At 71.4% G+C, this 19,344-nt stretch carries 19 protein-coding genes; 11 read left to right on the forward strand and 8 right to left on the reverse strand.

Annotated features, from left to right (window positions below):
- Nucleotides 1–46: 46 nt before the first annotated feature.
- The gene (locus tag P696_RS0112845; protein WP_026412660.1) at nt 47–499 is read right to left on the reverse strand and encodes a carboxymuconolactone decarboxylase family protein; all 453 of its coding nucleotides are present in this window, start codon (nt 497–499) and stop codon (nt 47–49) included.
- Nucleotides 500–580: 81 nt separating this feature from the next.
- On the opposite strand from P696_RS0112845, the gene pdxR reads away from it, so the two are divergent.
- From pdxR to P696_RS52355, 3 genes are read left to right on the forward strand one after another with little or no spacing between them, the layout of a single operon-like run.
- A complete protein-coding gene (pdxR, locus tag P696_RS45100; protein WP_342669011.1) occupies nt 581–2,089 on the forward strand; it encodes a MocR-like pyridoxine biosynthesis transcription factor PdxR in 1,509 nt (502 codons plus the stop codon).
- Nucleotide 2,090: 1 nt separating this feature from the next.
- A complete protein-coding gene (locus P696_RS0112855) occupies nt 2,091–2,816 on the forward strand; it encodes a carbon-nitrogen hydrolase family protein (RefSeq protein ID WP_245627638.1) in 726 nt (241 codons plus the stop codon).
- Between the two features lie 11 nt (nt 2,817–2,827).
- On the forward strand, nt 2,828–3,334 hold the full coding sequence (locus P696_RS52355) for a hypothetical protein (RefSeq protein WP_051467450.1): 507 nt from the start codon (nt 2,828–2,830) through the stop codon (nt 3,332–3,334).
- A 12-nt stretch (nt 3,335–3,346) separates the two neighbouring features.
- On the opposite strand, the gene P696_RS0112865 is transcribed toward P696_RS52355, so the two are convergent.
- Entirely contained in the window at nt 3,347–3,856 is a 510-nt protein-coding gene (locus P696_RS0112865) for a hypothetical protein (protein WP_211245722.1), read from the reverse strand.
- 150 nt (nt 3,857–4,006) lie between these two features.
- Here P696_RS0112865 and P696_RS0112870 point away from each other — a divergent pair, with 150 nt between their 5' ends.
- Nucleotides 4,007–4,213, forward strand: a complete 207-nt coding sequence (locus P696_RS0112870) for a DUF4287 domain-containing protein (protein ID WP_026412663.1) — start codon at nt 4,007–4,009, stop codon at nt 4,211–4,213.
- Nucleotides 4,214–4,259: 46 nt separating this feature from the next.
- On the opposite strand, the gene P696_RS0112875 is transcribed toward P696_RS0112870, so the two are convergent.
- The 3 genes from P696_RS0112875 to P696_RS0112885 form a co-directional block, all read right to left on the reverse strand.
- A complete protein-coding gene (locus tag P696_RS0112875; protein WP_170026427.1) occupies nt 4,260–5,315 on the reverse strand; it encodes a CU044_5270 family protein in 1,056 nt (351 codons plus the stop codon).
- Nucleotides 5,312–6,007, reverse strand: coding sequence for an RNA polymerase sigma factor (locus P696_RS45110; RefSeq protein WP_051467453.1), 696 nt, complete (start codon nt 6,005–6,007; stop codon nt 5,312–5,314). Before P696_RS45110 ends, P696_RS0112875 begins: the two co-directional genes overlap by 4 nt.
- A 101-nt stretch (nt 6,008–6,108) precedes the next feature.
- Complete coding sequence (locus tag P696_RS0112885; RefSeq protein ID WP_026412665.1) at nt 6,109–7,095, reverse strand: helix-turn-helix transcriptional regulator; 987 nt, start codon at nt 7,093–7,095, stop codon at nt 6,109–6,111.
- Between the two features lie 64 nt (nt 7,096–7,159).
- On the opposite strand from P696_RS0112885, the gene P696_RS52360 reads away from it, so the two are divergent.
- From P696_RS52360 to P696_RS0112915, 6 genes are all read left to right on the forward strand, one after another.
- The gene (locus P696_RS52360) at nt 7,160–7,531 is read left to right on the forward strand and encodes a hypothetical protein (RefSeq protein WP_051467455.1); all 372 of its coding nucleotides are present in this window, start codon (nt 7,160–7,162) and stop codon (nt 7,529–7,531) included.
- A 175-nt stretch (nt 7,532–7,706) separates the two neighbouring features.
- Nucleotides 7,707–7,991, forward strand: a complete 285-nt coding sequence (locus P696_RS0112895; protein WP_026412666.1) for a DUF6401 family natural product biosynthesis protein — start codon at nt 7,707–7,709, stop codon at nt 7,989–7,991.
- A gap of 127 nt (nt 7,992–8,118) precedes the next feature.
- Nucleotides 8,119–9,204 (forward strand): histidinol-phosphate transaminase, encoded by a 1,086-nt coding sequence (gene hisC / locus P696_RS0112900; RefSeq protein WP_026412667.1) that lies wholly within the window; start codon nt 8,119–8,121, stop codon nt 9,202–9,204.
- Nucleotides 9,205–9,347: 143 nt separating this feature from the next.
- Nucleotides 9,348–9,989 carry an RNA polymerase sigma factor gene (locus P696_RS0112905; protein WP_084337367.1) on the forward strand — a complete coding sequence of 214 codons (642 nt, stop codon included), beginning with the start codon at nt 9,348–9,350 and terminating at the stop codon, nt 9,987–9,989.
- Nucleotides 9,982–10,974 carry a CU044_5270 family protein gene (locus P696_RS55835; RefSeq protein WP_026412669.1) on the forward strand — a complete coding sequence of 331 codons (993 nt, stop codon included), beginning with the start codon at nt 9,982–9,984 and terminating at the stop codon, nt 10,972–10,974. Before P696_RS0112905 ends, P696_RS55835 begins: the two co-directional genes overlap by 8 nt.
- Complete coding sequence (locus P696_RS0112915) at nt 10,971–13,220, forward strand: protease-associated domain-containing protein (RefSeq protein ID WP_026412670.1); 2,250 nt, start codon at nt 10,971–10,973, stop codon at nt 13,218–13,220. The genes P696_RS55835 and P696_RS0112915 overlap by 4 nt, the downstream gene beginning before the upstream one ends.
- 75 nt (nt 13,221–13,295) lie before the next feature.
- On the opposite strand, the gene P696_RS0112920 is transcribed toward P696_RS0112915, so the two are convergent.
- Nucleotides 13,296–14,558, reverse strand: coding sequence for a GTP cyclohydrolase IIa (locus P696_RS0112920; protein ID WP_026412671.1), 1,263 nt, complete (start codon nt 14,556–14,558; stop codon nt 13,296–13,298).
- Nucleotides 14,559–15,390: 832 nt separating this feature from the next.
- A complete protein-coding gene (gene murA, locus P696_RS0112925) occupies nt 15,391–16,683 on the reverse strand; it encodes a UDP-N-acetylglucosamine 1-carboxyvinyltransferase (protein WP_026412672.1) in 1,293 nt (430 codons plus the stop codon).
- A gap of 255 nt (nt 16,684–16,938) precedes the next feature.
- Here murA and P696_RS0112930 point away from each other — a divergent pair, with 255 nt between their 5' ends.
- Nucleotides 16,939–17,979, forward strand: coding sequence for a suppressor of fused domain protein (locus P696_RS0112930; protein ID WP_026412673.1), 1,041 nt, complete (start codon nt 16,939–16,941; stop codon nt 17,977–17,979).
- A 30-nt stretch (nt 17,980–18,009) separates the two neighbouring features.
- On the opposite strand, the gene purB is transcribed toward P696_RS0112930, so the two are convergent.
- Nucleotides 18,010–19,320, reverse strand: a complete 1,311-nt coding sequence (gene purB, locus P696_RS0112935) for an adenylosuccinate lyase (RefSeq protein ID WP_026412674.1) — start codon at nt 19,318–19,320, stop codon at nt 18,010–18,012.
- Nucleotides 19,321–19,344: the final 24 nt, after the last annotated feature.

Here is a 19,344-nt window from a genome sequence, read left to right on the forward strand (position 1 = left end):
GCGGCCGGGGGATCCGGCCGCCGCCCGAGTGAGCGGGTGGGGTCGGTCAGAGGGTTCCGGGGGTCTTGCGGGTGGTGACGTTCATCCGGTTCCAGGCGTTGACCGTGAAGATCAGGGCGATGAGCTGGGCTAGCCCGTTCTCGCCGAACCGCTCCTCGGCGTCCGCGTAGACCTTGTCCGAGACGCCCTGCGGGAGGAGGGTGACGGCCTCGGTGAGGGCGAGCGCGGCGCGCTCCGCGGCCGTGTAGAGGCTGGACTCGCGCCAGGCGCTGAGCTGGTGGATCCGCTCCTCGGTCTCGCCCGCCTTGCGCGCGTCGCCCGTGTGGTAGTCGATGCAGTACGCGCACCCGTTGAGCTGCGAGGCCCGGATCTGGACGAGTTCGACGACGACCGGGTCGAGACCGTCCCGGGCGGCGGCGTCCAGGGCGAGGACGGCCTTGAAGACCTTGGGGGCGACCTTGGAGAAGTTCATGCGTTCGGGGATCTGCACCGCTGTCATGCCCTTGAACCTAGGTTCGCTTCGGCCCCTCCATATGGTGCATTCTGGCGCGAGGATCTTGGGTCAATTCTCGGGGGAGCCGTGGCCGACCGACGCCTTCAGACCGTCAGCGACGCCCCGTCCGGCCAGGGCGACGAACCGGCGGGAACAGGCGACGAACTGGAGGGGACGGGCAGTGACCTGCATCTCGACCTCACCGGGACGGGCGGTGGGCTGCGTGCCCGGTTGATGGACGCGTTGCGCGAGGCCATCCGGTCCGGACGGCTCGTCCCCGGGAGCAGGCTGCCGCCGTACCGGGCGCTCGCGAAGGACCTGGGCATCGCGCGCAACACGGTCGCCGACGCGTACGCCGAACTCGTCGAAGAGGGATGGCTGACGGCGCGGCAGGGTTCCGGGACGCGGGTCGCGCGCCGGGCCGAACCCCTGCCGCAGGCTCGCCCGCTCGCGCCCAGGGGACGCCTCCGGACCGTCCACGACCTCCAGCCCAGCTCGCCGGACGCCGCCGCGTTCCCGCGAGGCGACTGGACGGCCTCGGTGCGGCGCGCGCTCGCCGCCGCGCCGAACGAGGCGTTCGGGGTCGGCGATCCGCAGGGCAGGCGCGAGCTGCGCGAAGCGCTCGTGGAGTACCTGGCGCGCGCCCGGGGCGTCCGGGCGCGGGCCGACGACATCGTGATCTGCTCGGGCTTCGCGCACGGCCTGGAACTGCTGTGCTCGATCCTCGACGGGCCCGTCGCCGTGGAGGCGTACGGGCTGTCCTTCCACCGCTCCATCATCGAACGCGCAGGTCACGCCACGATCCCGCTCGAAGTGGACACCGGGGGAGCGCGCGTCGAGGACCTTCCCGCGACGGGCGCGGACGCCGTCCTGCTCACCCCGGCGCACCAGTACCCGACCGGCGGGCCGCTGCGTCCCGAGCGGCGCGCGGCGGTCGTCGACTGGGCGCGCGCGACCGGCGGACTCGTCATCGAGGACGACTACGACGGGGTGTTCCGGTACGACCGCGAGCCTGTCGGCGCCGTCCAGGGACTCGATCCCGACCGCGTCGTCTACATGGGCTCGACCAGCAAGAGCCTGTCGCCCGCGCTGCGTGTCGGCTGGATGGTCCTGCCCGGCGGCCTCGCCGGCCGCGTGGCCGAGGCCAAGGGCGCGCGCGAACTGGTCACGGGCGTCGTCGACCAGCTCGCGTTCGCCGACCTCGTCGCGTCCGGCGCGTACGACCGGCACGTGCGCCGCATGCGCGGGATCTACCGCCGCCGCCGCGACCGGCTGATCGCCGTCCTCGCCGAGCGCGCCCCGCACATCAACGTCAGCGGCATCGCCGCCGGGCTGCACGCCGTCCTCGAACTCCCGGACGGAGCCGAAGCGGCGGCCCTCCACGGCGCCCGCCGCCAGGGCCTGGCCCTGGACGGGCTGGGCGCGTACCGCCACCCGGGCAGCACCGCTCCTCCGCGCGACGGCCTGGTGATCGGCTACGGCACGCCGTCCGAGCACGCCTACGCCGCCGCCCTCGACGCCCTCTGCCTGGCCCTTCCCGACCCTCCGGACGTGGACCACGCCCCGCTGACGCGCGTCCGGAATCGCCCTGAATAGGATGCCCCCGAGCTCGGACGACTGGGAGGTCGGCATGCGGCAGGCGTTGAGCATCGCGGTGGCTCAGCCGAGGTGCGTCGCTCACGACGTGGCGTCCAACGCGGAGGCCCACGCGGAGGCCGTCCGGGCGGCGGACGCGCGCGTGGTGGTCTTCCCGGAGCTGTCGCTGACCGGCTACGAACTGGACGCGACGCCGATCGCCCCCGACGACGAGCGGCTGGCCCCGATCGTCGCCGCATGCGCCGAGACCGGAACACTCGCCCTCGTCGGCGCGCCCGTGCCCGGCCCCGGCATCGGCTTCCTGGCCGTGGACGGCACCGGCGCGCGCGTCGCCTACACGAAGGCGTACCTGCACGGCGAGGAGATCGACCGCTTCACGCCGGGCGAACCCACGGTGATCGAGGTGGACGGCTGGCGACTCGGCCTCGCCATCTGCCGCGACACCGGGATCCCCGAGCACGCCGCCAAGACCGCCGCCCTCGGCATGGACGGTTACGTCGCCGGGGTCGTCCACCACGACCACGAGGCCGGCGTGCACGGCGAACGCGCCCGCCGCACCGCCGCCGAGCACGGAGTGTGGGCCGCCACGGCGGCCTTCGCGGGCCCGACCGGCGGCGGCTTCGACCGCACGTCCGGCCGCTCGGCCATCTGGTCGGCGACCGGCGAACTCCTCGCCGAGGCGAGCACCGCCCCGGACGACCTCGCAAGGACGATCTTCACCCCGTAGGGTGACGCGGCATGGCAGATCTCTACGAGTTGCTGCTCACCGCCGAGCTCCCCGCAGACCTCCCCGATAACGAACTCGCCGAACTCCGCTGGCACCTCGGAACCGCTCCCCAGCCCACCGAGTTCACCATCGTGACCGACTGGCCGATCGACTACGTCGGCGACGGCGACCCAGGTCAGGACGACTCCGAGGACAGCTGGGAGATCTACCCGACCCCGCTGCTCGCGAACCGGGGCCCGGCCGACGCGCGCATCGGCGGCGTCGAGTTCTCCGAACTGGCGCTCCGCGAGGACCGCTTCCCCGCCTGGGTCCTCACGACCCGCCAGGCACTCCACGGCCCGACCCACTGGGACATGCTGTACGACCTGATCCATTGGCTGGACCAACGCAAAACCAGCCCCTGGGGAACCAGCGAACTAGCCTTCTACCTCCGCCACTGCGAAGACGAGCTCCTGACGGCGGCAACCCTCAAAGACGACAGAATCGTCTCCCGCCAAGACCCCACCCACACCCTCTAACCTCCGCCTCCGTCAGGTCCAGATGTCCTGGGCGTCATGGCCCGACGGGTCCGTCTCGCGGAGGCTTTCTTGGAGGCCGTTGAGGCAACGACCGGTGAGGCGACCTCCGGAGTCGGTCTCGTGAAGCCTCCAGCCTGGCAGCGGCATTTCGTCCGCGCCGGCTGGCGAGCCCCCTTCGTCGAGCGCGAGCAGCGTGGCGAAGACCGCTTCGAACGCCGCGGCACGCATGGCGAGGACGACGTCACCGCGATCGGCTCCTGCGCTGACCAGGCGAGCGGCAGCCGGGACGTTCTCCAGCGCGCCCGGGTTCTCCCGGCCGTTGATGGCTTCCGTCCAGAGTTGACGCAGTAGCAGGAAACGAGCCAGTTGCGGCAGGCCCTCGGCAACCTCCGACCGCGCCCATTCGCCGGGCGCGTCGGCACCGAGGCGGGTGAAGGCTTCCAGCAAGCCGTCGGCTGTGGCGCGCTGCTCCTGAGGCAGCGTGGCGAGCCATTCCGTCCACCCGGTCTGCGGATTCGTCATGCGGGAGAGCATGGTACATAGGGCACGAAGCAGCTTCAGTGGAGGCCGCGTTCGAGCATGTGGACAACGTCCACATGAGTGTGACAGGATCCTGCCGTGCCGCGATGTGGATGCCGTCCACATTTTGTTTTAGCAGCTCAGGAGGGCTTCATGGCAGCGCAGGGCAAGGGTGACCCGTCCAGCTACTTCCCGTCGATCGAGGCGAAGTACGGGCGTCCCGTCCAGGAGTGGCTCGACCTCATCGCGTCCTCGCCGCTGACGAAGCACATGGAGCTCGTCACCTGGCTGAAGTCCGAGCACGGCCTCGGGCACGGCCACGCGAACGCCCTCGTCGCCCACGCGCGGGCCAACGCCTGACGCGTGACGGCGTCCCGTCCGGGCGGACGGGACGCCGGGAGCGGGCTCAGCGCGGGGTCTGCTTCACCTTGTCGGTGACGGCGACCTTGAGCAGGGCGTAAGAGTAGAGCAGCGTGCCTTCCGGGAGTGCGGCCTCGGTGGACGCGGTGGCCTGCGTCGACGGGCTTTCGGACGGCCTCGGGAACTTGTGCGAGTCCTTGTGGGACACGTACTCGCGGTCGCCGAGGTAGCGGTAGGTCTTCGGGTCGAAGACGAGTTCGCGGCGGGTGCCGTTGAAGGTCTGCCCGATCGCGATGCCCTTGCGTCCGGCCAGGTCGGTGACGTCGCGCGTCACGGTGACGCCGGGGATCGTGCCCGCGGCCTTGAACATCAGCGCCAGCGAGGACGGACGCAGGTACCGGTCCCGCACCGTGTCGCCCATTGTGATGAACGCCTGCACGTCGGCCGGATTCCCGCCCTGGCTGTGCTCGTACAGCCAGGACCGCATCGCCTGCTGGGTCGTCGGCAGCCCGGTGACCATCGCGGGCGTGTCGTGGCAGCCCTTGGGCGGCTTCGCGGCGTTCACCTTCGGCCGGCCGGTCCCGGCGGCCTTCGCCTTGGCCGACATCGCCTCGTAGTCGGACGAGTTGTCGCACATCCACGTGTCGCCCATGCCGGTCTGGCTCATGAGGCCCGCGTGCCTGCCGTCGATGGACCGCCATTCGACGCGGCCCTCCATGCGTGACCTGCGATCCACCTCCTGCTTCCCATTGATGAAGCTCACGTACTGCCGGGACTTGGACGCCATGTAGAGGTACTGGTCGCCCCTGGGCGTGACGTCCGGCAGCTCACCGGCGGCCTTGGACGCGCGGTCCAGGACCTCCGTCGCGGCGACGGGCGTGATCGTCGGCTCGTCGCCGCCGTTCCCGCCTTTCCCGCCCGAAGGGACGATGACGACCGCGGCTGCGGCGGCACCGGCGGCCAGTGTGACGGCCAGTCCGCCGAGGATGAGGCGAGGCGACCTGGTACGCGTGGGCATCTGACGTGTCTCCCGAAGCAGCTGGTCACGGACGGCATCGTGGTCAACGAGGTCCCGCCGAGGCGGAGGCAACATGTCGTTCATCGGCTCTCCTCGGGGAGATAGGCGTTCACAGGACGGCGGACGGTGTCGGGCGGCGTTCCCTTGGCGGCCCGAAAGGGCGCGGCCCCCGCCGCGCGTCCGGTCGACGGAAGCGCGGCGGACGGCGGCTCGGCGGACGGCGGCTCGGTGGAGAGGTCGCGGAGGCGGGCGCGGGCCCGGCTGAGGCGGGACCGGACGGTGCCCGGGGCGATGCCGAGCGCCTCGGCGATCTGGTTGTGGTCCAGTTCCTCCCAGACGCTGAGGATCAGGACCTCGCGGTCGCGGCGCGGCAGTTTCCGCACCGCGTCGAGGACGCGCCGCATCCGCTGTTCGGCGTCGAGGCGCGCGGACACCTCGTCCGCGTCGTCCGGGGGCGGGACGGGCCGGGGCATCCGGGACAGCGCGTCCCGGTGCCTGCGCATGCCGCGCCGCTGGTTGTGCAGGACGTTCGTCGCGACGCCGTACAACCAGGGCAGGAGCGAGCCGGACTGCGGCTGGACGCGTCCGCGCTGCCGCCAGGTCTCCAGGAACACCACCGATGTGGCGTCCTGGGCCTCCGACCAGCTCGCCGTCCGCCGGAAGCAGTAGTTGTAGACCGTTGTCGCGTGCCGGTCGAAGAGCTCCCCGAAGGCTCGCTCGTCACCGTCCCGCGCGCGGTTCCACAGCTCGTCGTCCGTGGGGGTGTGCGGGTTCATGCCCACCTGATGTCCGCTCGCCCCCTCGTGTTCCCGACGAGAAACGGAGGCGGGCGGGACGTTCGGGATTCGGGAACTCTCCGATTTAGTCTGTGCGTAGGTTATCTCTCCGGCGAGTACCTCCGCGCCAGCCCCGCGATCATGTTCGCCATCCGGGCGCGCAGCTCCGGCGGGCCGACCACCTCGACGTCGTCCCCGAGCCGCAGCAGGTCATGGACGGCCCGCTCCGGCGACTCGATCGGCAGGACCACCTCGATCCACCCGTCCCCGTCCGGACGGGCCGTCCCGGACGCCTCGCGCACCGCCCGCAGCGCCGCGCCGTCCAGGCACTCGCCCAGGTGCGGCAGAAGCCCCGGCGACAGCCGGACGGTCGCCGTCCCCGCCAACCGGCGTTCCTCGAAATCCCGCAGGTAGGAGGCCCAGTGCGCCGCCAGGTCGAACCCTTCCGGACGCTCGAACCGCTCCTCGCCCACCTCCACGCCGAGGACGCGGGAGACCCGGTATGTCCGCATGCCGCCCCTGGTCCGTCCGACCAGGTACCAATGCCCGCTCTTCAGGACCAGTCCAAGCGGGTCCACGTCCCGCACCACCTCGTTCGGCTCCTGCCAGCGGAAGTACCGCAGCCGGACGCGCCGGACGTTCCACACGGCGTCAGCGACCGCCGCCAGGTGCGGCGTGTCGTCAGGAGCGCGATACCAGGAGGGCGCGTCCAGATGGAAACGCTCGCTCACACGCGCTGCCCGATCGCGCAGCTCATCGGGCAGCGCCGACATCAACTTGAGTTGCGCCGCCGCGACGATGGCGCCGAGTCCCAGTTCGGCGGCGGGCCCCGGCAGCCCGGTCAGGAACAGCGATTCGGCCTCGTCCTCCGTCAGCCCGTTCAGCCGCGTCCGGAACCCGTCGAGCAGCCGGTATCCGCCCTGGTGGCCGGGCTCCCCGTACAGCGGAACGCCCGCCGCGCCGAGTGCCTCCATGTCCCGGTAGACCGTCCGGACCGACACCTCCAGCGCGTTCGCGACCTCCTCCGCGGTCACCCGTCCGCGCGTCTGGAGCATCAACAGGATCGACAGCAACCGGCTAGCACGCATGGCGGTAAGTTTCGCCGGATCCACTGACAGAAGGTGTCAGTGAACCGTCCCTACCGTCCGCGTCATGGAATTCGACATGAAGGACCTCGTCACCCGCTACGTCGCCGTCTGGAACGAACCCGACCCCGGCCGCCGCCGTGAGGCCGTCGCTTCCCTCTGGGCCGAGGACGCCGTCGAACGGGTCGAGGAAACCGAATGGCACGGCGTCTCCGAACTGGAGGATCGCGTGGCCGGGGCCCATCAGTCCCTGGTGGCGGACGCCGGTTACACCGTCATCGCGGAGGACCCGATGGCCCACCACGACGCCGTCACCTTCACCGTCCACCTCGTCAAGAACGACGAGATCGCCTGGTCCGCCCGCGTTTTCCTGATCGTCGGCGACGACGACCTCATCCGCTACGACTACCACTTCACCACCCGCCCGATGACCTCCTGACCAGCCCGAACGTGACGTGCGCCTCCCCCGCGCCCCCCGATCCCGCCGGACGCTCCGCTCGTCCGGCGGGGTCGGGGATCGAGGGGGACGGGCATGGGGCGGCCGAGAAGTTTTACCTGGTTAAAAGCGTTCTCTCTGACGTGAGCATTGCCGGTCGATTGCTAGCTTCGGACGAATGGATGGGGAAGTTTTCGAGGAACTCGGCGTGCTCGTCCGCGACATCGGGGACGCGGGCGTCGAACGGATGTCAGAGACCCCGGGCCTCGCGGCGGCCGTGGACCAGCACGTCGCCGAGGTGCGCGGCCTGGTCCCGGAGTCGTCCCAGCCCGCGCTCATGGACTACCTGTCCGGCTTCGCCGAGGACGCCTTCCGGCGCGGCTGGTGGCCGGGCGACACCCGCGACTGGGAGTTCGTCCGGATCGTCGCCGTCTGCTGGATGATGCGGCAGGCCCCGGTCTGACGGGGTCCGCGCCGGTCCACATGATCGTCCGACGCCGCGGGACGCGCCGGTTTCGTCGATTCTCGCCCTTCGGGCGTGGCCGGGCACTTCATAAGCTGGGCACCAAGCACTCCTAAGGAGGACTCCGGTGTCCGAGGCAACCACCCCACGTTTCCGTTCCGTGCTCGATCATTTCGTGGCCTACAAGCCCGGCAAGGTCGTGGTCTCGCCCGAGGGCCGGTCCTTCAAGCTCTCGTCGAACGAGTCGCCGCAGGGGCCCCTGCCCTCCGTCCAGGAGGCCATCGAGCGCGCGGCCCGCGACGTCAACCGCTACCCGGACAACAACGCGACCGCCCTCGTCGAGGCGATCGCCCGGCGTTTCGGCGTGACGCCCGAGCACATCGCCGTCGGCTGCGGCTCGGTCGGCGTGTCGCAGATGTTGATCGAGGCCGTCGCCGAGCCGGGCGTCGAGATCGTCTACGCGTGGCGTTCGTTCGAGGCCTACCCGCTGCTCGTGGGCCTGTCCGGCGCGACCGGCGTGCAGGTCCCCCTGGTGGACGAGACGCACGACCTCGACGCCATGGCCGACGCGATCACCGATCGCACCCGCCTGGTCTTCGTCTGCAACCCCAACAACCCGACCGGCACGGTCGTCGGCCGCGCCGAGCTGCTCCGCTTCCTCGACCGCGTGCCCCCGCACGTCCTGGTCGTCCTGGACGAGGCGTACCGCGAGTACGTCCGCGACGACGACGTCCCCGACGGCATGGACCTCTTCCGCGAGCTGGACCGCCCGAACGTTGCCGTCCTGCGCACCTTCTCCAAGGCGTACGGGCTCGCGGGCCTCCGCATCGGCTTCATGGTCGCGCACCCGGTCGTCGCCACGGCCATCCGGAAGACCTACCTCCCGTTCAGCGTGAACTCCATCGCCCAGACCGCCGGGGTCGCCTCCCTCGCCGCCACCGAGGAGCTCCTCGCCCGCGTGGACGAGACCGTCAAGGAACGCCACCGCGTCCGCGACACCCTCCTCGCCGACGGCTGGACCGTCCCCCCGACCGAGGCCAACTTCGTCTGGCTTCGCCTCGGCGACCGCACCATGGACTTCTCCGACTCCTGCGACGCCGCGGGCGTCAGCGTCCGCCCCTTCCCCGGCGAGGGCGCGCGGGTCTCCATCGGCTCCCCCGAGGAGAACGACGCCTTCCTCACGGTCGCCCACGCCTACCCCCACCGCAACTGACGCGCCTCGTGGGGCCGTCCCTCGCCGGACGGCCCCACCCGCATATGTGACGCAGGTCACTTGATCAAGGGTGCCTGGGCGTGAAAAGGGCGGAAGCGACGGGCAATCAGCGGTGATCTTTCCCCGGAGGAAGGCGCCCGAGCATGCACGTGACCCATCCGCCGCCCGCCCGGCAGGCCGGTGACGCGATCGTCCCGACCCCTTCGACCGGCGCGACCGGCGTGGGCGAGGAGAGCGAGCCGTCCGACGCGACGGTGATCGAACGATCCCGCGCCGACCCCGAACTGTTCTCGCTGATCTTCGACCGGTACCACGAGCGGATCTTCCGCTACGCCGCCGCCCGGCTCGGCGCGTCCGCCGCCGAGGACGTCACCGCCGACACGTTCCTGGCGGCCTTCGACCAGCGGCACCGCTACGACCTCGCGCACTCCGAGGCCCGTCCCTGGCTCTACGGGATCGCGACCCACCTGATCAGGCGGCACCGGCGCGCCGAGACCCGGTTCTACCGGGCGCTGGAGCGCTCGGGCCTGAACGACGTCGAGCCCGGCCACGCCGACCAGGTGATCGACCGGATGACCGCGGGCCAGCTGCATCCCCGGCTCGCCCGGGGCCTGGCCAAGCTGTCCAAGGACGACCGCGCCGCGCTGACGCTGATCGCCTTCGCCCGGCTCACCTACGCCGAGGCCGCCCTCGCCCTGGGCGTCCCGCCCGGCACCGTCGGCTCCCGTGTCAACCGCGCGCGCCGCAAGCTCCGCGCCGCCCTGGAGGCCGCGAACGATGAATGACCTGCACCCGCTCCACCACCACCACGACGCCCAGCCCGGCCCCACGCCAGAGGGAGTCGACAGGATGCGCGCCCGCCTGAACGAGCACATCGCCGCCTCGGACGCGGAGCCCGAGGCCGCGCGGTCCAAGGCCGTCGCGTCCACGAGACGTCACCGGATCCGTCCCGCGTGGGGGCTGGCCTTCGCCGGTGCCGCCACCGCCGCGGCGCTCGCCGCCACGCTGGTCGCGGGCGAGCTCAACGACGCCCCGGCCACCAACGGCCCCGCCCACGTCACCACGTCCCCCGGCGACTCGGCGCGGACCGTCCTGCTCACCGCCGCCGAACACGCCGAGACCCGCCCCACCGGCAGGTACTGGCACGTCGTGACCACCTACGTCCGTCCCGGAGCGTCCGTGGACGCCCAATGGATGACCCTCGACGGGCAGTACTGGACCGCCTACCGCAACCCCAAGCCAGGGCCGGGCGAGAAGGGCAGTGAACTCCTCAAGGAGAAGAAGGGCGTGCCGCTGATGGGGACGGTGCTCGGCCTCAACCCTCCCCTCTCCGCGCTGCAGAAGCTGCCGACCGACCCGAAAGCGTTGCGCGCGCTCGCCGTCCGCAACGTCGCCAAGCCCGACATGCCGTACAGCCTGGTGGAAGTGCTGATCGGCCTGCTGACCGACCAGCCCGCCCCTCCGAAGGTCCGCGCCGCGGCGTTCCGGGCCCTGGCCGACGTGCCCGGGGTGCGGTTGCTCGGCCCGGCGACCGACCCTCGCGGACGCAAGGGCAAGGCTCTGGTCCACCTGGCCTCGACGCCCGCCGGCGGGCAGGTCAAGACGCAGCTCATCATCGACACCCGCACCTCGCAGGTGCTGGCGACGACGATCTCCGGCTCCAAGATGGTGCGGGACAGGACAGGGGCCATGAAGAGGATGTCCGCCCCCCCTTCGACGCGCCTCTACCTGGCCGCCGGCTGGACCGACGAAAGCCCGAGGATTCCGTGAAGCGCCTCTCCCAGGCCGTCCTGCTGACGGCCGGACTCACCGTCCCCCTCGCGCCCCAGGCCCAGGCCGCGCCGAAGCCGCCCCCGGCTCCGAACGCACCGAAGGCGGCCGTCGCGCCCGGCGTCCACACCGCCGTCAGGACCGTCAAGCTGCCCACCGGCGACCGGGTCCGCGTCCAGGACGGCACGGTCGTCGGCATCGACCCCGGGCCGGGCCGCGACCACATCGCCTTCCAGCAGGTCGGCCGTGGCCGCGACCTGACCGTCCTGCCCTCGGACGCCGCCCAGCGCAAACTCGACCCGAACCTGTTCAGGATCGGCGGAGCCCCCGCGCCGGTGCGGCGCGCGGCGGCGGCCGACCACGGCCTGAAGGTCGAAGTCCTCGACCGGCAGGGCAACCCCCTCCCGGCCATGGCGACCGTGACCAGTCGTGACGATCCCGAGTTCGGGATGTGGGGTGTCGGCCCGGGTGAGGAACTGCGCGTGCCCGACGGAAGGTACGCCGTACACGTCACGGTCGGCGAGCACGGGCGGGAAGGGCCCTACCTCGTCCTCGCGGCACCGGAGGTGCGGGTCGACAAGGACATGACGGTGACGCTCGACGGCCGCCGCGCCCGCCGGGTCAAGGTGGGCGTCGCCCGCCCCACCGCGAGGGCGACGCTCTGGGAGGTCCAGATGAACGTCAAGGCCCCGCCCGGCGCGGGATACCCCTACAGCGGCAGCACGGCGATCCTGCCCGAGGGCGCCGAGGTCTACGCGGACGTCATCGCCCCGCCCTCCGACTTCGTCTTCACCGCCCGAGGCACCTTCCAGGAGCCGCTCATCCGGGTCGACGTCGAGGGCGACTCCCCGTTCCCCGTGGACGTCTCCTACGCCCGGGACGAGGACGGCCAGAGCTCACCTCCATTGCTCGGTGTCCTCGGCCTCAAGGCTGTGGACGGCGGCGCGGGCGCACCGGACGACCTCAAGGACGTGACAGGCGCCCTCGTCGTGCTCGACCCGTCCACCGGGGACACGCCTCTCCCCGAACGCGTCCAGAACGCCGCGAAGGCCGGTGGGCGAGCGGTCCTGCTGGCGGGAACGGGCAAGGTGCCGTCCTACAGCGGTGAGCTGGCGCTGCCGACCATGGTGGCGTCGGGAGAAGCGGGCGAACGGCTGCGACGCCTGACCGAGACCGCCCCGGTCCCGGTCACGACGCACGGGATCGAGGCCAGCCCGTACAACTACAACGTCGTCCACCCGACGATCGGCGGCATGCCGGACAACCCCGTCTACCAGGACCGGGACGAGGACCTGGCGACCGGCCACATCACCTATCGCGGTGCGGGCGCCGCCAGAACGGCGATCCTCTCGGGCGGGGCCGACCTCGGCGACCTGGAGTTCGGCAACTTCGCGGAGCAGATCCGCATCCCGAGCGTTCGCACCGAGTACGTCTCGGCGGCTCCCGGCCTCACCTTCAGCCGCGTCCTGATCGGCGACGGAGACGGCACACCCGAAGAGTTCTCCGGGAGCCAGGGGTACCAGCCGGGAGAACGGTTCACCGACACCATGTTCAAGGGCGTGCTGGGCCCCTGGCTCAGCTCCGCGCCCGAGCCGATGAAGGGAACCACCCGCCCGGCGTGGGTCTTCCGCAAGGGAGACACCATCGACGTGAAGGTCCCGACGTTCACTGACGACGGGCCCGGTCACTACGGAGCCAACTACGCCTACACCGAGCAATCCGCCGGAGCGACCCGGCTCTACCGGAACGGAGCCCTCCTCGGTGAGACCACCGAACCGGGCACGGGCGCCTTCAAGGTTCCCGCCGAGGCGGGCGCGTACCGTCTCGACGTCGAGGCCAAGGTTGGCGATCCGCAGTGGCAGGCCACGACCGGCGTCCGCACGTCCTGGACCTTCAATTCCAAGGGGGACGGCTCCACCACGACGCTGCCCCTGATGGCCGTCCGGTTCTCACCGTCGCTGAACGACCTCAACCAGGGCCCTGCCGGAAGCGAGGTGTCCATCCCGGTCCGCGTCGAGCACCAGGCGGGGGCGTCTTCGACCGGCCCGGTGGTCTCTTTCACCGCCAAGGCGTCCGACGACGACGGCGCTCACTGGCGCACGCTGCCGGTGGTCCGGGAGGGCGACCACTGGGTCGTGCGCGTCCACAACCCGGCCAAGGGCGCGGTCACGCTCCGCGCCTTCGCCCGCGACGGTTCCGGCAACACCGTGGACGAGACGCTCACCCACGCCTACACGGTGCGCTGACCGCCACCACCCCATCCGCATGACGGAGAAGCCCGGTCGTTCGACGACCGGGCTTCTCCCGTCACGTCGGCCGGGTCAGTTGCTGGCCTTGGGACCCAGCTTCTCCACGATCAGGCGGTAGAGCTGGCGTGGCCGTCCCGGCTGTGGGGTGCGGTTCGGGGGCAGGGGCCAGGCGAGACCCTCCTCGACCAGCGTGCGCAGCAGGCGGCGCGCCGTCCGGGGGGTGACGCCCAGCATCTTGCCCGCGTTCTCCGCGTCCACGATGAGGGGTTGCTCCTGGTCGCCGAGCTTGTCCGCCAGGCGCGCCAGGATCTCCAGGCCCTTCGGCTTGGCCTGGGGCTGGCTGCGCGGCGGCGTGCGCGGCGCGGGGACGAGCGCCCGGCCGTCCCGGTCCAGGGTGAAGCCCTGGGTGCGCTGCGAACTCTGCGAACGCGCGAGCGCGGCCCTGGCGTGGTTCTCCGCCTCGTGGGCGGTGCGTCCCATGCCGATGCCGACCTCGATCGCCAGGCCCAGCTCCTCGCGCACGCGCTCGACGAACGGCGGCGTCCGGAACCCCTCGGTGGACGCGGTGACCGAACCCCGCGTCGCGATGACCAGGTAGGAGTGGTCGTCCAGCGGCCACACCGACGCGTTCATCCGGTGCGCCTCCTGGAGGAGCACGCGGTGCAGGGCGAGTTTCAGCTCGTCCCGCCAGTAGCGCGGCGTGACCCTGCGCGGGGTCTCCCGCAGCGTCGGGACGTCCACCAGGACGACCACCAGCTGCGACTCCTCCAGCCGGTGGTGCGCGCCGAGCAGCGCCGCGGTCTGCAGCGAGCTGCGGATCGCCGCGCCGGTCGGGCGCACCCGGATGGTCGGCACACCGGCCAGCTCCAGCCGTTCGGCCGTCGCGTGGACGCAGGTCATCGCGACCGTGGTGGCGCCGCGCCGCCACAGCCGTTCGTGGAAGGCGGCGAGGGTCCCCGGACCCGCGGCCTCCTCCCGCAGATGGACCTGGTCGGTGGCCAGGTTGATCTCCGCGTACGCCTCCTCGACCTCCGCGCGCCCGAGCACGTCGATGCTCACGCGCGCGGGGTCGAAGCGCTCGTCCAGCGAGGCGCGCAGGAGCGCCCCCTGGAGCGCCGCGCCGTTCAGTGGGACGTAGGTGGCCGGCATGGTGAGCACGCCCGCCTTGCGGGCGAAGTCGTACGGCACCGGACTGGCGAACAGACACACGTCCACCCCAGACCCGAGCCGGACGACCTTGTCGGCCGCTTCCTGTTCGTCCCGGTAGGCCGCCGCCACCAGCCGGCTCGGCACCGGCGTGGGGCCATGGCCCATCAGCATGACCCGTTCGACCAGGTCATGCGGTCCCACGACACCGATAGTGAGGTCGGGTGCCACCGACCCTGTCCGCGCGGCCGTCATCGGCCGCTCGCTTCCCGTCCAAGCTTTCGACGGGGGCCCTGTCCCGGCCATGCGTTCGCGCACGCTCCGCCCAACGGTTGACTCATGGCTTGTCGCCCCTGCCTTCTGACCCTGCACCGCAGTTCCCGTGCGATTCGTTCCTCAGTGGGCAGATCGGGTCAGGGCGACGCTGCGTGACGCCCAGACGCGAAATCGAATCAAGAGTGCGGCGAAAAAGTAACCTACGGGACCCCCTGGTCAGTAACTTGTCACCATACGGCCAGTCTTGATCCTGCATCTTCGGATGTCCGAAGTAGAAAAACAAGACCCGAAAAGGCCGCAAGGGGCCTCCCCAGACGCTCTCGCGTACTGAGGAGACCCCTGCGGCGTTCGTTTGGTTTACCTCCGAGCCGAAATCCGCTCAAGTCGGCGTCCCGACCTCTGGAAAGTCGTCCGCGGGGGCCCAGGTGGCCCGGCCACGGCGTCTGTTCGTCAATTTTCTTCGGCGCGGCCGAAAGTGGACGTGGCAGTCAGGGGAGCGAGTCAGGACGTCCCCCGCGCCCGGTTCCCTCCGCGGCGTCACCCTTCCCGGCGGTCACGGAATGCCGTGCCGGGGCGTTCGCGCGGAGATCGGCGGTGGTTTTCCTGTAACGCGAAGGCCGCGTCGCAGATGGTGCGACGCGGCCTTCGGAGGGCGAACCGGGCCGGTGCTTCCGGCGGGCTGGCCGATGCCGAACAAATCCGACAAATCGGCCAGGCCGGCGGCCCGGCGGACGGGGGGGGAGGGTCAGGCGGTCTCGCGGACGATGTCGGCGCCCAGCTGCGAGAGGCGGTCGGCGGTGTGCGCGTGCCCGCGGTCGAGGTAGTAGGCGGAGGTGATCGTGGTCTCGCCCTCGGCGGCGAGCCCGGCGAGGACGAGCGCGGAGCCGCAGCGCAGGTCGTGCGCCTCGACCTCGGCGCCGCGCAGCGGGGTCACGCCGTTCACCTTGGCGCGGTTGCCGTCGACCTCGATGTTCGCGCCCATCCGGGCGAGCTCGCCGGCCAGCTTGAAGCGGCCGTCGAAGATCCGCTCGTAGATGTAGGACGGGCCGTCCGCCAGGCAGGACAGCGCCATGATCGGCGACTGCAGGTCGGTGGCGAAGCCGGGGTACTCGTCGGTGATCACGTTGATCGGACGCAGCGTCCGCTCGCGCCGGACCTGGAGGACCGCGCCCTCCTGGTGGAACTCGACGCCCATCTGCTCCAGCTTGTCGGCGGCGACGCCGAGGTGCTCGAGGTTCGCGCCGACCAGCGAGAGCTCGCCGCCGGTGATCGCGGCGGCCATCACGAAGACGCCCGCGTCGATGCGGTCCGGCATGACGGTGTGCTCGACCGCGGTCAGGCTCTCGACGCCCTCGACGGTGATGAAGCCGGTGCCGTCACCGGTGATCTTGGCGCCCATGGCGCGCAGGATCTCGATGTTGTCCAGCACCTCCGGCTCCAGCGCCGCGTTCTTGATCAGCGTGGTGCCCCGGGCCAGCGCCGCGGCCATGATCAGGTTCTCGGTGCCGGTGTGCGACGGGGTGTCGCAGTACAGCGTGGCGCCGCGCATGTCGCCGGCCTTGATGTGGATGACGCCGTCGCCGTTGTCGTCCACCTGCTCGGTGACGGTCGCGCCCATGCGCTTGAAGCCGTTGTAGTGGAAGTCGAGGTTGCGGCTGCCCAGGTTGCATCCGCCGACGCCCTCGATCACGGCCTCGCCCAGCCGGTGCAGCAGCGCCGGGACGAACAGGAACGAGCCACGGAACCGGGACGCGATCTCGGCGGGAAGGACTGGATTGTCCAGCGAGGACGCGTCGATGACCAGCGTCCGCTCGGCCTCGTGCAGCTCCGCCTTGGCGCCGATGGCGCGGGCCAGTTCCACGGCGCGGCGGACGTCCTCGATGATCGGGACGTTGCGCAGCACCGTGCGGCCCTCGCCGGCCATCAGCGAGGCGCCGATCATCGGCAGGACGGCGTTCTTCGCGCCCTGGACGAAGACGGTGCCCTGCAACCGCCGACCGCCGCGCACGCGGTAGCGGACCTCGTGGCCCATGCTCATGCCGTCTGACTCCTTAACTGCGGGTTTCGGTGCCTGTCGGACGCGGGAGCGGGTCGGCCCGTCCCGTCCGGTCGCCTGTTCCGGGCGAGCGGGACACGAGGTCTGGGGGAGGTCGTGCCCCCTCGTGGACGCAGCCCCAGTAAACCACCGAGGCGGGTGTGTCGCGTCCGCCTCGCCGCCCGTCGCGATGCCTTGATCATTGAGACCCCGGATCTTCCGCCAAGGTTCACGAGGATCTGCGTAAAGTGATCATCCATGGACGAGAGCCACGGCTGGACCGCGATCGACGAAGCCCTCCATCCGCTCTACGGGGACGTCGAACCGCGGCACTGGGGCACGGTCCTGTCGTACCGCCTGGGCGGCCCCGACCCGCTGGACGGCGTCAGCGCCTACCCGCGCGACGGCCACTGGCACTACATCTCCTACGGCATGTCGGAGCTGTACGGGAAGCACTCCGACAACCCGGACGAGTCGGGCTGGGGCTTCGAGTTCACGTTCCGGCTCGCCCGTCCGGACGGCGAGGACGAACCGCCCGTCTGGGTCGTCAACCTGCTGCAGAACCTCGCCCGGTACGTCTACTCGTCCGGCAACTGGTTCGCGCCCGGACACCACATGAACGCCAACGGCCCGATCGCCGCCGACCGCGACGACTGCACGCTCAGCGCGCTGATCTTCGCCGAGGACCCGGAGCTCGGCGAGATCGGCACCCCGAACGGCCGCGTCCAGTTCCTCCAGGTCGTGGGCCTGACGGAGGACGAGTACGAGGTCTCCCGGAAGTGGAACTCGCAGGCGCTCACCGAGATCCTCGCGGCCCGGCTGCCGCTCCTGGTCTCCGACATCACCCGCCCGTCGCTGCTCGACGACCCCGAGGTCGCCGAGGCCGTCCGCGCCGGGATCGAGGCGGACGGATCGAGCAGCGGCGCGCTGTTCGTGCCCGAGATCGGCTGGTCCCGCGACGGCGACCGGATCCGGCTGCGGATCGGCGCGCTCCAGGCCGAGGGCGTCGCCGAGACCCTGCCCGGACGCCTCGGCCACGGCCGTGACCTGCTGCTCCAGGGCGACGACAGGATGGTCGTCCTCGTCCCGGCGGACGGCGACGCGCTCATGGTCCAGGAACTGGACGAGGGGAACGTCGCGCTCGGCGTCCCCGCGACCGCGCTGGACGCCCTGATCGAGACGCTCCGCCCGGAGGCGGGCGTCCGCGCCGTCCCCGGCCTGGACGACCTGGTGATCGAGGTCGTCCAGACCGTCATCCGCGACCAGTACGGCAACCCCACCGACCAGACCATCGGCTGATCCGCCGCCCTGGCCGCCGGGGCTCCCGCGCTACTTCAGCGCCTCGAGGCGCTCGAACATCGGGGCCAGCCGCTCCACGAACCGCTCGGGACGGCACACCTCGTCCAGGCGCGCCTCGTCCAGCGTGAGCCCGGCCTCGGCGGCGTGCGTCCGCAGCGTCTCGCGGAACGGGACGCCGGTCCGCCACGTCTCCATGGCGGCCTTCTGGACGAGCGGGTACGCCTCGTCGTCGCGCGACATGCCCGCCTCGACCAGTTCGAGCAGGACGGTCGAGGTGTAGATGAGGCCGCCGGTCGAGTCGAGGTTGGCGCGCATCCGGTCGGCGTCCACGACCAGCCCGGACATCAGCCGGTTGGTCAGGTTCAGCATGTAGTCGAGCGCGGTCGACGCGTCCGGCAGGGAGATCCGCTCGGTGGAGGAGTGGGAGATGTCGCGCTCGTGCCAGAGCGGGATGCCCTCCATCACCGGGACGACCTGGGCCCGGACGATCCGCGCCATGCCCGCCAGCCGCTCCGACATGATCGGGTTCTTCTTGTGGGGCATGGCCGAGGAGCCCTTCTGCCCCTTGCCGAACGGCTCCCACAGCTCGCGGACCTCGGTGCGCTGCCCGTGCCGGACCTCCAGCGCGATGGCCTCGAGCACCGTCGCCATGATCGCCAGCGCGGACGTCCACTCGGACATGCCGTCCCGGATGACGACCTGCGTCGACACGTCCGCGGGCCGGAGGCCCAGCTTCTCCGCGACCGACCGCTCGATGGCCGGGTCGATGTTGGAGTAGGTGCCGACGGCGCCGGAGATCGCCATCACGCCGACCGCCTCGCGGGCGCGGCGCAGCCGGTCGCGGGACCGGGCCGTGGCGAGGGCGAAGTCGGCGACGCGGTGGCCCCACACGTCCGGCTCGCCGTGGATGCCGTGCGTCCGGCCGACGCGCAGGGTGTCCCGGTGCGCGAGGGCGTGGTCGCGCAGGGTCGCGACGAGCGTGTCGGCCTTGGCGAGCAGGATGTCGGTGGCCTCGACGAGCTGGAGCGCGAGCGCGGTGTCCAGCAGGTCGGACGAGGTCATGCCGAAGTGGACGAACCGGGCGGCCTCGCGCGGTTCGGTGTTGTCGGCCCACGCGGACAGGAAGGCGATCACGTCGTGCTGTGTGACGGCCTCGATCGCGTGGACGGCGTCGGGCGTGGGCGGTGCGGCCTTGCGGATCGGCTCCACCACCTCCGCCGGGATCGTCCCGGCCTCGGCGTGCGCCTCGACCACGAGGGTCTCGACCCTGCACCAGAGCTCGTACTTGTGCGCGTCGCTCCAGACGCGCCCCATCTCGGGGAGGGTGTAGCGTTCGATCACCCTGCCATTCTGGCAGCTCGCCGC

It is taken from the genome of Actinomadura oligospora ATCC 43269 (genome assembly GCF_000518265.1).
Classification (GTDB): domain Bacteria; phylum Actinomycetota; class Actinomycetes; order Streptosporangiales; family Streptosporangiaceae; genus Spirillospora; species Spirillospora oligospora.

What these genes read in the sequence shown, in the direction of transcription:
- P696_RS0112895 (WP_026412666.1), top strand. Translation starts at nt 7,707, where the DNA reads ATGGATGGGGAAGTTTTCGAGGAACTCGGCGTGCTCGTCCGCGACATC.
- P696_RS0112905 (WP_084337367.1), top strand. Translation starts at nt 9,348, where the DNA reads ATGCACGTGACCCATCCGCCGCCCGCCCGGCAGGCCGGTGACGCGATC.
- P696_RS0112885 (WP_026412665.1), bottom strand. Translation starts at nt 7,095, where the DNA reads ATGCGTGCTAGCCGGTTGCTGTCGATCCTGTTGATGCTCCAGACGCGC.
- P696_RS45110 (WP_051467453.1), bottom strand. Translation starts at nt 6,007, where the DNA reads ATGAACCCGCACACCCCCACGGACGACGAGCTGTGGAACCGCGCGCGG.
- P696_RS0112845 (WP_026412660.1), bottom strand. Translation starts at nt 499, where the DNA reads ATGACAGCGGTGCAGATCCCCGAACGCATGAACTTCTCCAAGGTCGCC.
- murA (WP_026412672.1), bottom strand. Translation starts at nt 16,683, where the DNA reads ATGAGCATGGGCCACGAGGTCCGCTACCGCGTGCGCGGCGGTCGGCGG.
- P696_RS55835 (WP_026412669.1), top strand. Translation starts at nt 9,982, where the DNA reads ATGAATGACCTGCACCCGCTCCACCACCACCACGACGCCCAGCCCGGC.
- P696_RS0112875 (WP_170026427.1), bottom strand. Translation starts at nt 5,315, where the DNA reads ATGAACGACATGTTGCCTCCGCCTCGGCGGGACCTCGTTGACCACGAT.
- P696_RS0112870 (WP_026412663.1), top strand. Translation starts at nt 4,007, where the DNA reads ATGGCAGCGCAGGGCAAGGGTGACCCGTCCAGCTACTTCCCGTCGATC.
- P696_RS0112855 (WP_245627638.1), top strand. Translation starts at nt 2,091, where the DNA reads ATGCCCCCGAGCTCGGACGACTGGGAGGTCGGCATGCGGCAGGCGTTG.
- P696_RS52360 (WP_051467455.1), top strand. Translation starts at nt 7,160, where the DNA reads ATGGAATTCGACATGAAGGACCTCGTCACCCGCTACGTCGCCGTCTGG.
- P696_RS0112930 (WP_026412673.1), top strand. Translation starts at nt 16,939, where the DNA reads ATGGACGAGAGCCACGGCTGGACCGCGATCGACGAAGCCCTCCATCCG.
- P696_RS52355 (WP_051467450.1), top strand. Translation starts at nt 2,828, where the DNA reads ATGGCAGATCTCTACGAGTTGCTGCTCACCGCCGAGCTCCCCGCAGAC.
- P696_RS0112865 (WP_211245722.1), bottom strand. Translation starts at nt 3,856, where the DNA reads ATGACGAATCCGCAGACCGGGTGGACGGAATGGCTCGCCACGCTGCCT.